Here is a 12,830-nt window from a genome sequence, read left to right as displayed (position 1 = left end):
GCTGCTCACCTGAAAGGTTGGTCGCGACCTTTCGAATCGTACAAAAGCAAACGCCCCGAACAATGTCGGGGCGTCTGATGGGATCACTACCTGCATCAGCGAGTTTTCACACGCTCTGATATGGCGGGTTTTTTATGGCCTGGGAAATTACTGCTGGGCCGTTTCGCGCATGCCCTTGAGGGTATTGAAGGGCGCCTCCACCACGAACTTGTTGGACAGCCACGAGGGCACGCTGCCACCTGGATCGGTGTGCGCTTCGTACACCACTTCGACCATGCCGTCGGGCTTGGGCGTCATCGTCCAGTGGCCTTCGACACTGGCCACGCGTACGTAGCCCTTTTCCTCAGGGCGATAATCAGGCATGCCGTGAAGGGTGCGGGTGACGCTGCCATCGGCGCCCTGCTCGGTGGTGACCTCGATGATCGAATCCCGAGGCGTCACCGGCCATGGCGTGTTGAAGCGGGTGTAAGTCCAGCTCTTGTCACCTTCGTGCTTGAGCAACCGCTGCTCCTGGCACTCGTGAATCCAGGTACAGGAAGCCACCACGTCCTCCTGCATCGCTCTGAGCTTGGCCACGTCGGTCTTGATCAGGGTTACGCCGCGGTAAGCCTTGTAGGGAGAGCCGGCCACCTCGCTGAGGTAAACCTTGATGCCCTCCTCGTCCTTGGCCAGGCGCCAGTCCTCGGCATGGGCGGCAGAGGCGATGCACACCGCCGTACTTGCTAGCAACAAACGGGTCAACGACATTTTATTCTCCGGAGTTTGCTTGTAGAGCATCAGACAGCCGTTGCCGTGGCACCCTCCAGCCAGGCCAGCAGGCGGATGGCTTCTTCACGGCTATTACCGCAGACAGCGAAATCCGCTGAAAATGCGGCGCACACGGCGGGTCGATCCTCGCGCCCGAAGATCGCACAACGGTTGTCCTCGGCCAGATTCACGCAGCGCTCCCCAGCAGCCTTGCCATTGGGCATACCGGGGACGAAGGAGCTGATCGACGGTGAGATGCAGCAGGCGCCACAACCAGGACGGCATTGCATGGAACGGACCTCGAACAAGGAGCATGCAGCAAACGGCGGCGATTCTAGCCTGCCGGTCCATCGTCCGGCAGCCCCCTCGGTCAGTTGAGGTCGAAGCGGATGCTGAAGCGCGATCCCTCTCCCGGCGCACTGTCGACTTCCAGTTCGGCGCCGAGCACATCCACCGCCAGTTGGTGGGTGATATGCAGGCCCAGGCCGGTACCGCCCTGGCCACGCCGAGTGGTGAAGAACGGGTCGAATATCTTTCCCAGCAGCTCCACGTCCATACCCCGGCCGTCGTCGATGATCTCGATGATGCACTGCCCTCGCGCCTCATCGACCTGACCACGCACGGTGACCAAGCCTTTCACGCCAGGGTCGAAGGCATGAACCAGCGCATTGTCGACGAGATTCTGCAGCACTTGCCCAAGGGGGCCCGGGTAGCTGTCCAGCACTGTATCCGGAGCAACCTCCACCGCGATCTGGTGGTCGTTCTGACGTAACTTCGGTTGCAGCAGCAATACCACCTCATCCACCAGCTCGCGCAGGTCGAAGCGACGCCGCTCCGTACTGGCCCGGTCGGTAGCCAACTGTTTGAAGGCACGGGTCAGCTGCGACATCCGCTCCAGGCTGATCAGAATGATGCTCAGGCCATCGTCGGTACGCCGCACGAAACGCTCCAGGGTGGTGCGCTTCAGGCCTTCACGCATCGCCGCCTGAAACTCCTGGCTGGCTCGCTCCAGAGTGGACGCCGCCACGCTGGCGGCGCCAATTGGCGTATTCAACTCATGGGCGACACCGGCGACCATCGTGCCCAGAGACGACAGCTTTTCAGCCTGCAACAAGGCGCGGCGCGTGCGCTGCAGTTGCTCGACGGTACGCTGCAGTTGCTCGTTACTGGTGGCCAGCGCACGGCTGCTCACATGCAGACCATGCTCGGCGCGCAGCCGCTGGGCCTCATCGATCGCGCGGCGCACGCTGATCAGAATACCCAAGCCTTGTAGAACGCTGAAAAACAGCAAAACACGCCACGCCACGTCCCAGCGCACCTTGCTCAGGTTGCCCGCAGGCAGATGAGATAGCAGGAGCCAGCGGTCGGCAACATTGGACGTTGCCGAAGCGGCATCACTCGGCCGGAAATGGCTGTAGGCCCAGAAGCCTGCCGCATCGATGAACGAGCCACGCGGTTCGTTCTGCAAGCGTCGCCAGCTCGCGGGTTGGTGGCTGGCCAGGGTCAGATCCGGCTTGCCCAGCAGAAAGCCCCAATCGTGCTCCGGGCTCTCGCCCAGCATCCAGTAGCCTTCGTGATCGAGCAGTTGCAGCGAACCGCCGTAGGCCACGGATGTTTCGCGCAAACGCTCCAGCATTCGTTCGGCGCGATAATCGAGGATCAGGATGCCACGCCGCTCACCACGCTCGCTGAACACCGGCACCGCCGCGCGCAGGATCGGTACCAGGGACTCGATGGAACCGTCAGGCCGATAACGACGCTCCAGGTCGAAACGCGACAGATACGACTCGCCTTTGTAGAGATGCATGGTTTCCACGAAGTAATAGGCAGCCGAGTCATTCTGCAAGTCCGCCACCTCGACCTGGCGCGCCTTTCCCGACACGTTGTCGATGCGTACTCGCTCCATTCCGCTTTCATCGAGCCAGCGAATATGTTGGTAGTTGCCACGGCTATCTGAAAACTCGGCGAATAGCTCACTCAATGCAGCGTAGCTATCATCGGAGGCATACCTCACGGCCCTGTTCAGCAGGGGCTGCTGACTGAGGAACTGCAAATCACCGCGCAAGCTCGACAGATGCCTCTCGAGAACCGCCACGCCCTCGTTCAGGCTGTCGGTCTGCGCCTCGAGCAGCGGTTCCAGCCGGTCATTGAGCATGCGGTCGTAGAGCAACAGGCTGAGCACGACGATCAGCAGCGACCACGGCAGCAACAGCACCAGCAGGTTACGCGGCAGCGGCCTGGAAAGTGCCGCGCGCCAGCCGGCGATGCGGCGGCCCATCACCGCTGCGAACGCTCGCCCAGCCAGCCCAACAGCCGCTCCAGCGGCATCGGCCTGGCGTAAAGATAGCCCTGGGCCTCCAGGCAATCATGGCGCTTCAGCCATTCGGCCTGCTGCTGGTTTTCTACCCCCTCGGCAATTACCGTCATGCCGACCCGTCGGGCAATCTGGATGATCGCTTCAGCGATCGCCTGGCCATCGTCTTCGGCACGCAGTTCCTCGACGAAGCTGCGGTCGATCTTCAAGCGATCCGCCGGCAGCTGGCGCAGGTAGCTGAGCGAAGAAAAGCCGGTGCCGAAGTCGTCGATCGCCACCTTGACCCCTATGGCACGCAGTGCCAGCAGTTGCTCGCAAACCTGCTCGAACGAACGCATGGCCACCGACTCGGTGATTTCCAGCTCGACCTGCGCCGCGCTCACGCCAGCCGCCTCCAGGTGCAGGGTGAACCGCTCGATGAAATCGCGCTGCAGCAGTTGAGTCGCCGATACGTTGATCGCCACGCGGATGTCGCGATAGCCGGCTTCGGCCAGACGTCGGGCCGCCTGCAAGGCCAGGCGCATGAGCAGGTCGCCCAGCGGCAGGATGTAGCCAGTGGCTTCGGCCAGTGGAATGAACTCGAGCGGCGGGATGGCCTTGCCGTCGGCCTGGTACCAGCGGGCCAAAGCCTCGACGCCGGTGACCACACCAGTGCGCAGGTCCAACTGGGGTTGCAGTTCGATGCTGATCAGGTCGCTGGCCACCGCGTCGCGCAACGCCAGCAGCAGCCGGAACGACTCGGCATGGGCGCTCTGCAGTTGGCGATCGTGCACCACATGCTGGTCGTGGCCCAGCTGCTTGGCCTGTTTGAGAGTCAGCCGCGCATCCTGCAAGGCAACGCTGGCGGTGTCTTCGAAATCGCGCAGATACAGGGTGACACTGCTCAGGCTGTGCACCTGGCCCAGTTCGTAAGGCCGGTTGGGGCGTCGGAACAACGCCACGATATCCTCGGCACGCACCTGATCCTCCGGGCCCAGCACGGCGAACAGGTCATCGCGCACGCGGGCGATCAGCACATTGCCGTCGAACGCATCGCGCAGGCGGTTGGCCACCAAGCCGAGGATGAAATCCCCGTAGCCGGTACCGAAGGCGGTGTTGGCGCCGGAGAAGTTGTCGATATCGAGCAGCACCAGCACCCGCTCGTTCTTGTTCGGGCTGCTCAGGGTCATGTCGAGCATGCGGATCAGCGCGTTGCGGTTGGGGATCTTCAGTAAATCGTCTTGGTAGGCCATCTCCTCGAGACGGCTGAACAGCGCCACGTTGTAGAGCCCTCGGCTGATGCTGGCGCTGAACACTTCGAGCAGTTCCAGCTCGGTGTCGTCCAGGGTGCGCTCGGTGGCCACGTAGCAGGCGTAATCCGCACCCGCCTGAAAGCGCGGGAAGAACAGCACCGTGCAATCATCGAAACGCAGCGTGGCCTGTTTTTGCAGGGAGCAGCGCAGCGCGCTGGCCACTGCGTCGTCGCCGAGGCCATTGAGGTTACCGTCGATGGAGCCGTAGAAGCGACCACTGGCACTGATCACATAGGCATCGGGCAGCTCACCGGGGCTGGCGTCGTGGGCCTTGACGCAGACGATGCCCTCGGCCTGCAGATCGAGCAGCGAGGCGATTTCGGAAAGAATCTTGGCCGACAGCTCACGGGTGTTCTTCGAGCAGAACAGCGCGTTGCTGGATTCGACGATCATCTGCAGGCCGCGGCGGGCCCGCGCAGTGGCCCTGAGTTGCGAGTAGCTGCGCAGCCCGGCGGTGAGCACGGTGCGCAGGCGTTCGGCGCTGAGCTCGCTCTTGGACCAGTAGTCATTGATGTCGTAGTCGCGCATCACGTTCTGCACCGGCGCCATGCCCGGCTCGCCGGTCAGCAGCACGATACGAATCTCGGCGTTGCCGATGACTTCGCGCAGGGTCTTGACCAGGCGCAGGCCGGCGTCTTCGGTTTCCATCACCACATCGAGCAGCACCAGGGCGAAATCCTGCTGCTCGGCCAGCAACATGGCGGCCTCACGGTTGCTGAACGCCTGCTGGATCTCGACACGCCGGCCGAGGATGTCCATCTCGCTGATAGCAAAAGCGGTTGCGCGCTGGAAGTCAGGATCATCGTCAACGGTCAGGATGCGCCACGCCGGATGGCTGCTTTCGCCTACCGGCTCGTCATCTGAAAACACCACGGAATCATCCATGAACACATTCACCTATCACGCGGAAATGGAGAACCACGATCTTGCGTACGCAAGTATAGCCAGCGCCGCAAAGACACAATGTCCATGATGGCATTTCGTATATGGCACGAATCGCACCACTCGTCGGTCTGAGCACTGAGCGAGCCTGACGGCAGACAAGGAGAGGCAATGGGGTATTGGCTGGTCATCGACCTGGAAGCCACCACCGAAGAAGGCGGTTGGCCGGTTGAGCATATGGAGGTCATTGAGATCGGTGCCAGCCTGGTCAACGCCAGCGGCCACGAAATGGATCATTTCCAGCGCTTCGTACGTCCCATGCGCCGCCCCCTGCTCACCCGCTTCTGCAGGCAACTGACCCACATCAGCCAGGCCGAAGTGGATGGCGCCGCCACGTTGCCGGTGCTGTGGCCGCAATTCGAGCGCTGGCTGCAGCCCCATCACCCGCGCCTGCAGGGCTGGTGCAGTTGGGGAGACTACGATCGCCAGCAGCTCGAACAGGACTGGGCGCGCCATGACCTCGCCAGCCACCTGCAGGCGCTGCCCCATCTCAACCTCAAGCGTCGCTTCACCGAGGAGCGGCAACTACCTCGCCCCGTTGGCCTAAACGCCGCGCTACAACTGGCCGGTTTCAACTTCAGCGGCCAGCAGCACCGCGCCCTGAACGACGCGCGCAATACCGCTCGCCTGCTGCCCCTGGTGATGACCGAGCGAAGCGGCACGCGCAATACGTGACGCCGCCCAACGCCTTGGGCATACTTGCCAGCCCTTTATTCTGCCGCTCACGAGGATGCACATGTTCAAGGTCAACGAGTATTTCGACGGCACCGTCAAATCCATCGCGTTCGGCATGGCAGAAGGCCCGGCCACCCTTGGCGTGATGGCGGCAGGCGAATACGAATTCGGCACCGGCCAGCTGGAGATCATGCACGTGATCGCCGGCGCCCTGACCGTCAAGCTGCCGGGTAGCGACAACTGGGAAACCTTCACCGCCGGCAGCCGTTTCACCGTGCCGGCCGACAGCAAGTTCCAACTCAAGGTCGAACAGGACACCGCGTACCTGTGCGAATACCGCTGAGAAATCCTGCAGCAAGAAGAAGCCCGGCCAAGTGCCGGGCTTCTTGCATCAATGAGGCCTACTCGCGCCCCGTCAGACGCGCAGCTCCATGCCTTCCTTGAGAAAGCGTGGTGCGATATAGCGCTCGAAGTGCGCCTCGGACAGCAGGAAGAACTCGCGGTCGATGGCGTCACGCAGATCGGGCAGTTCCCAATCACGAAACTCGGGTAGCAACACGATGCCGTATGCCTCGAGCTGGGAAATCACCCGCGAGCCGCGTGCCAGTAGCTGATAGGCCCAGCAGTACGCCGACTGCTGGGCAACGAAGCGAATCTGCCGCTGTTGCAGCTGCTTGAGCAGCAGCGCCTCGTCGAACACCTCCAGCTTGGCGGTCATCACCTGCACCAGCAGCATCTCCAGGCGCAGCCACACCGACTGTTTTTCCTCGTCGCTGTAGCCGTTCCAGTTGATCACCTCGTGGTGGAAGCGCTTGCAGCCACGGCATACGGAATCTCCGAAAACCGTGGAACACAGGCCTATGCAAGGCGTCTTGATAGGTTGATTGGGCATGTGTTGAATCGATACACCGGACAATGAAGGCTGCATCTTAGCCCTTTGTCTAATAGGGATCACCCCAGAGGCCGATGGGTCTTTCACTTAACTTCACGCGAAGATTCGGCTAGAATCAGTGCGCCTTGCGAAAGGCGCCAATGTCCGTTGGAAGCTGTTTTCAAAGCGTCACGAGCACAGTCGATCCTGCAGCACGATAGTTGGCGTGGTCACCCTCAGGCCATGCCAGCCCTCATCAGACCCCGTTCTGCAGGCGTAAAACTTTGAAAGCAGCTTCCGGATGGAAGTATCGAAACCATCGTGCTCAGCCCATGAGGCTGCGCGACGGATGTGTTTGATGCATTCCTGCATGCGTCCCGGACTTCCCATTTGGGACCACTGATGAGGGTAATAACTGTGCTTGAAGCCTACCGCAAACACGTAGCAGAGCGTGCCGCCCAGGGTATCGTGCCCCAGCCGCTAAACGCCGAACAAACTGCCGGTCTCGTCGACCTGCTGAAGAATCCGCCGGCCGGCGAAGAAGAATTTCTCCTCGATCTGATCACCAATCGCGTGCCGCCAGGCGTCGACGAAGCGGCCTACGTGAAGGCCGGTTTCCTGTCCGCCATCGCCACGGGTGAAGCCACTTCCCCGCTGCTCGACAAGAAGCGCGCCACCGAACTGCTCGGCACCATGCAGGGCGGCTACAACATCGCCACCCTGGTAGAACTGCTCGATAGCGCCGAACTGGGCGCCATTGCCGCCGAACAGCTCAAGCACACCCTGCTGATGTTCGACGCCTTCCACGACGTGGCCGAAAAGGCCAAGGCTGGCAACGCCAATGCCAAGGCCGTGCTGGAATCCTGGGCTGCCGGTGAGTGGTTCACCAAGCGTCCGGCGATTGCCGAGAAGTACAGCCTGACCGTGTTCAAGGTCCCTGGCGAAACCAACACCGACGACCTGTCGCCGGCTCCGGACGCCTGGTCGCGCCCTGATATCCCGCTGCACGCCCTGGCCATGCTGAAAATGGCCCGCGACGGCATCATCCCTGAGCAACCAGGCTCCATCGGCCCGCTGAAACAGATCGAAGAAGTACGCGCCAAGGGCTTCCCGGTCGCCTACGTCGGTGACGTGGTCGGTACCGGTTCCTCGCGTAAATCCGCCACCAACTCGGTGCTGTGGTTCTTTGGCGACGACATTCCGTATGTGCCGAACAAGCGCGCTGGCGGCTTCTGCTTCGGCTCGAAGATCGCCCCGATCTTCTACAACACCATGGAAGATGCCGGCGCTCTGCCGATCGAGTTCGACGTGTCGAACATCGAAATGGGCGATGTGATCGATGTCTATCCGCACGCTGGCAAGGTCTGCAAGCACGGCACCGACGAGCTCATCACCACCTTCGAACTGAAGACGCCGGTTCTGCTCGACGAAGTTCGCGCTGGCGGCCGTATTCCGCTGATCGTCGGCCGCGGCCTGACCGACAAGGCCCGTGCCGAGTTGGGCATGGGCCCGACCGACCTGTTCGCACTGCCGGAAGCGCCGGTCGACACTGGCAAGGGCTACACCCTGGCGCAGAAGATGGTCGGCAAGGCCTGTGGCCTGCCGGAAGGCAAAGGCGTTCGCCCGGGCACCTACTGCGAGCCGAAGATGACCACCGTCGGCTCCCAGGACACCACTGGCCCGATGACCCGCGACGAGCTGAAAGACCTGGCGTGCCTGGGCTTCTCCGCTGACCTGGTCATGCAGTCGTTCTGCCACACCGCGGCCTATCCGAAGCCGATCGACGTCACCACCCACCACACCCTGCCGGATTTCATCCGCACCCGTGGCGGCGTGTCCCTGCGTCCTGGCGACGGCATCATCCACAGCTGGCTGAACCGCATGCTGCTGCCCGACACCGTCGGCACCGGCGGCGACTCGCACACCCGCTTCCCGATCGGCATCAGCTTCCCGGCCGGTTCCGGCCTGGTCGCCTTCGCCGCTGCCACCGGCGTCATGCCGCTGGACATGCCCGAGTCGATCCTGGTTCGCTTCAAGGGCAAGCTGCAGCCTGGCATCACCCTGCGTGACCTGGTTCATGCCATCCCTTACTACGCCATCCAGAAGGGCCTGCTGACCGTCGAGAAGAAAGGCAAGAAGAACGCCTTCTCCGGCCGCATCCTGGAAATCGAAGGCCTGGACGAGCTGACCGTCGAGCAGGCGTTCGAACTCTCCGACGCCTCGGCCGAGCGCTCCGCTGCCGGTTGCACCATCAAGCTGCCGGAAAAGGCCATCGCCGAGTACCTGAAGTCGAACATCACCCTGCTGCGCTGGATGATCAGCGAAGGCTACGGCGATGCACGCACCATGGAGCGTCGCGCGCAGGCCATGGAAGCCTGGCTGGCCAATCCGGAACTGCTGTCCGCCGACGCCGATGCCGAATACGCCGAAATCATCGAAATCGACCTGGCCGACGTCAAGGAGCCTGTGCTCTGCGCGCCGAACGACCCGGACGACGCGCGTCTGCTGTCGACCGTTCAGGGCGAGAAGATCGACGAGGTGTTCATCGGTTCCTGCATGACCAACATCGGTCACTTCCGCGCTGCCGGCAAGCTGCTCGACAAGGTCAAGGGTTCCATCCCGACCCGTCTGTGGCTGTCGCCGCCGACCAAGATGGACGCTCACCAGCTGACCGAAGAAGGCTACTACGGCATCTATGGCAAGGCCGGTGCCCGCATGGAAATGCCGGGTTGCTCGCTGTGCATGGGTAACCAAGCACGTGTGGCGGCGAACTCCACCGTGGTATCGACCTCGACGCGTAACTTCCCGAACCGTCTGGGCGATGGCGCCAACGTGTACCTGGCATCGGCCGAACTGGCCGCTGTCGCTTCGATCATCGGCAAGCTGCCGACCGTCGAGGAGTACATGGAGTACGCGAAGAACATCGACAGCATGGCTGCCGACGTTTACCGCTACCTGAGCTTCGACCAGATCGCCGAGTTCCGCGAAGCCGCGGCCAGCGCGAACATCCCGGTCGTTCAAGCCTAAGGCGTCACCCGCGTGAAAAGAAGCCCCGCCCAGTGCGGGGCTTTTTTATGGCTCTTCGCAATACGCCGAGTACCAAATTACGTGGGAGCGGCTTCAGCCGCGAGCCCTTGCCCGCTGTGGCAGCTAAAGCAGATTGTCGACCGAGCGCCCCACAGTGCCGCTGTTCGACCGGGAATTAGCGCGAACTGTACCGGATACAGCTGTGCTGGCCGCTCCGCTGTAGGGGACAAGCAGCCGTGGGCTGTATCTGACAGGCCGCCAGGCCCCTCGGTTAGGGTTGCACATCGCCGCCAACTGCCGAGACCCGCCCCATGCGCACTGCCGAACATACCCTGCTGACCGACGCCGACCGCCGCGCCATCGCCTATAACGATTCCCTGGAGCAGCGCCGGGTCTATCCCCACGAGAGCGCCATCGCCGCCCTGGATGCCTTTGACCAGCCCCTGCCAACTACGGGGCAGGATGCCGGGCAGGTGCTGCACGCACTCGATGAACTCGGCTCCCCCGCCACCGTTACCAGTAACGGGCCGCGCTATTTCGGCTTCGTGATCGGCGCCACCCTGCCTGCCGCCGCAGCCGCCGAACGGATGGTACTGGCCTGGGATCAATGCGCGTCATCCGCGGACGGCTCGCCCATCGCCGACAAACTGGAAAAGGTCGCCGCCCGCTGGGTCTGCGAGGCACTCGGCCTGCCAGGCGAAAGCGCCGTCGGCTTCGGCACCAGCGCCACCGCCTGCACCCTCGCCTGCCTGGCAGCCGCACGTCGCACGTTGCTGGCCAGGCAGGGCTGGGATTTCGATCAGGACGGCTTGATCGGCGCCCCGGAAATTCGCGTGGTGATCTCGGAAACCGCCCATATCACCGTGAAGAAGGCGCTGCGCGTGCTGGGTTTCGGCATGCGCCGGCTGCTTCTGGCTCCGGTGGATCAGCACGGCCGCATCGATCCGGCCCGGCTTCCCGAACTGGACGAGCGTACCGTGCTGATTCTGCAGGCTGGCGAGGTCAATACTGGCGAGTTCGACCGCTTCGCCGAACTGATCCCCAGGGCCAAGGCCGCCGGCGCCTGGGTGCACGTCGATGGCGCCTTTGGGCTGTGGGCACGGGCGTCGTCCTCGGCCGGGCTGGCCGACGGCGTGGAGCTGGCGGACAGCTGGACTACCGATGGCCACAAGTGGCTGAACACCCCTTATGACAGCGCCATGGCCATCTGCCGCGACGGCGATGCCCTGGCCACTGCGATGAACAGCGACGCCGCCTACGCCATGGCCTCGAAGGACTCGCAAAAGAACCTGACTCTGGAGTTCTCGCGCCGCGCGAGGGGTGTGGCGATCTGGGCGGCGCTGGCCAACCTGGGCCGCGATGGCCTGGCCGAGATGATCGACCGACACATCCGCCAGGCCGGGCGCCTCGCCGAGGCGCTTCGTGCCGGCGGCTACCAGGTGATCAACCGGGTGCGCCTGAACCAGGTACTGGTACGCGCCGACTCGGACGAACAGACCGCCGCGATTCTCAACGCCGCCCAGGCGTCTGGCGAAGCCTGGTTCGGGTCAACCGTCTGGCAGGGGCAGCCAGCCTTTCGCCTGAGCGTCAGTTCCTGGCGCACCACGGACGCCGATATCGACGCCTTGATCGCTCTGCTCCTGCGCCTGAAAGGCGCCTGAGCCTCAACGGTCAGTTTTCAAGACCTGCTGCAGCAGCTTGAAGGACGCATCGACCCGGGCCTCGAGCGGCACGTTGCGGTTGGCCAGCAGCACCACGCCGATGCGCTCGTCCGGCACGAAGGCAGCGTAACCGCCGAAACCGTTGGTCGAACCGGTCTTGCCGAACAGCACGCCCTGCTCGCTCGTTTCAGGCTCGGGCAGACGGGTAGCCGGTTGCGCTTCAACAGCCATCGACGGCGCGTTGCCCGCCAGCAGTTGCTCGCGGGAAACGGGCCAGGGGTAGCGCTCCCACACCATCGCCTGGGTGAAGCGCTCGGTGCGGGTCACGCCCTGATGCGTCGTCTTGATCGCGGCAGCCAGTGGCGCTGGTACCTGGGTTTCGCCCAGGTTGATATCGACGAAACGCAGCATGTCGTCGATGTTGGACTTCAAGCCATAAGCCTCGGCATCCAGCACGCCAGGGCTGACGCGAATGGCCTTGTTGTCCTGCCGCGCATAGCCGTAGGCGTAATTCGGCATCTGCGCCGCTGGCACCTGAACATGGGTATGGTTCAGCGCCAGCGGAGCGAGCACCTGATCGTGCAACGCCTTCGCATAGGACTCGCCGAATGCCTGGGCGGACACCCGCCCCAGCAGGCCGATGCTGACGTTGGAATAGGAGCGCTCGTGCCCCGCGCCCGCGGTCGGCTTCCATTGCCGCAGCCAGTTCAGCAGGCCGTTGTCATCCTTGACCTGATCCGGCACCTGCAAGGGCATGCCGCTGCTCTGGTGGGTGGCCAGATCCATCAGGCTCAGCTCACCTGCGGGGCTTCCCTGCAGCGACGGCATGCGGGCAGCGAGCCGGTCATCGAGCGACAGCAGCGAGCGCTGCTGAGCCAGCGCCGCCAGGGTGACGTTGAAGGTCTTGCTCAACGAGCCCAGCTCGAACAGTGTCTCGCGGGAAACCGCCCTGGCCGCCTCACGGTTCGCCAGGCCCTTGGTGAACACGTAGTGCTTGCCTTGCCAGGTCACGCCCACTGCGAGGCCAGGGATGTCGTACTCGGCCATAAGCGGTGCGAAGAGCGTGTCGGCCTCGGCCTGGAATTGCTGCTCGGTCATGGCCGCGGCCGGCAGCGTCACGGCGAGGCCGGCGGCGAGCAGGCCCAAGGCGATAGTGCGGTGAGTCATCGGGTAGGTTCTCTGTCTTGTTGTGATACGGCAGCGCAACGAGCGCTGCCTGGAAGATGGGCCAGGATTCGAGTGGCGGCCAAGCATATCGTTCGAGGCACCAGCAGGCACTGCAGGAAAAGCTTTTGCAGGCA

At 63.2% G+C, this 12,830-nt stretch carries 10 protein-coding genes; 4 read left to right on the top strand and 6 right to left on the bottom strand.

The genetic code is table 11. From position 1 onward, the window contains the following. Window positions 1–147: 147 nt before the first annotated feature. The 4 genes from BVH03_RS25590 to BVH03_RS25575 form a co-directional block, all read right to left on the bottom strand. On the bottom strand, window positions 148–747 hold the full coding sequence (locus BVH03_RS25590; RefSeq protein ID WP_075963826.1) for an START domain-containing protein: 600 nt from the start codon (window positions 745–747) through the stop codon (window positions 148–150). A gap of 29 nt (window positions 748–776) precedes the next feature. Continuing rightward, complete coding sequence (locus BVH03_RS25585; RefSeq protein WP_075963815.1) at window positions 777–1,037, bottom strand: YkgJ family cysteine cluster protein; 261 nt, start codon at window positions 1,035–1,037, stop codon at window positions 777–779. Window positions 1,038–1,117: 80 nt separating this feature from the next. Then, window positions 1,118–3,025, bottom strand: coding sequence for a sensor histidine kinase (locus BVH03_RS25580; RefSeq protein WP_075963814.1), 1,908 nt, complete (start codon window positions 3,023–3,025; stop codon window positions 1,118–1,120). Beyond that, window positions 3,025–5,238 (bottom strand): EAL domain-containing protein, encoded by a 2,214-nt coding sequence (locus tag BVH03_RS25575; RefSeq protein ID WP_075963813.1) that lies wholly within the window; start codon window positions 5,236–5,238, stop codon window positions 3,025–3,027. The genes BVH03_RS25580 and BVH03_RS25575 overlap by 1 nt, the downstream gene beginning before the upstream one ends. A gap of 168 nt (window positions 5,239–5,406) precedes the next feature. Between BVH03_RS25575 and BVH03_RS25570 the strand changes: the two genes are divergently transcribed. Together BVH03_RS25570 and BVH03_RS25565 are read left to right on the top strand one after the other, a co-directional pair. Next, window positions 5,407–5,970 (top strand): exonuclease domain-containing protein, encoded by a 564-nt coding sequence (locus BVH03_RS25570; protein ID WP_075963812.1) that lies wholly within the window; start codon window positions 5,407–5,409, stop codon window positions 5,968–5,970. A 61-nt stretch (window positions 5,971–6,031) separates the two neighbouring features. Then, window positions 6,032–6,313 (top strand): pyrimidine/purine nucleoside phosphorylase, encoded by a 282-nt coding sequence (locus BVH03_RS25565; RefSeq protein WP_075963811.1) that lies wholly within the window; start codon window positions 6,032–6,034, stop codon window positions 6,311–6,313. A gap of 72 nt (window positions 6,314–6,385) precedes the next feature. On the opposite strand, the gene BVH03_RS25560 is transcribed toward BVH03_RS25565, so the two are convergent. Further along, window positions 6,386–6,862 (bottom strand): DUF1289 domain-containing protein, encoded by a 477-nt coding sequence (locus tag BVH03_RS25560; RefSeq protein WP_075963810.1) that lies wholly within the window; start codon window positions 6,860–6,862, stop codon window positions 6,386–6,388. A gap of 396 nt (window positions 6,863–7,258) precedes the next feature. On the opposite strand from BVH03_RS25560, the gene acnB reads away from it, so the two are divergent. Beyond that, window positions 7,259–9,868 (top strand): bifunctional aconitate hydratase 2/2-methylisocitrate dehydratase, encoded by a 2,610-nt coding sequence (gene acnB / locus BVH03_RS25555; protein WP_075963809.1) that lies wholly within the window; start codon window positions 7,259–7,261, stop codon window positions 9,866–9,868. A 311-nt stretch (window positions 9,869–10,179) separates the two neighbouring features. After that, on the top strand, window positions 10,180–11,529 hold the full coding sequence (locus BVH03_RS25550; protein WP_075963808.1) for a pyridoxal-dependent decarboxylase: 1,350 nt from the start codon (window positions 10,180–10,182) through the stop codon (window positions 11,527–11,529). Between the two features lie 3 nt (window positions 11,530–11,532). Here the strand turns inward: BVH03_RS25550 and ampC are convergent, their stop codons facing one another. Beyond that, window positions 11,533–12,696 (bottom strand): class C beta-lactamase, encoded by a 1,164-nt coding sequence (gene ampC / locus BVH03_RS25545; protein ID WP_075963807.1) that lies wholly within the window; start codon window positions 12,694–12,696, stop codon window positions 11,533–11,535. Window positions 12,697–12,830 lie beyond the last annotated feature (134 nt).

Source organism: Pseudomonas sp. PA15(2017) (assembly GCF_001945395.1).
GTDB lineage: Bacteria > Pseudomonadota > Gammaproteobacteria > Pseudomonadales > Pseudomonadaceae > Aquipseudomonas.
Note: the sequence above shows the minus strand (reverse complement) of the source record. Positions and strands in the feature narration are given on the sequence as shown.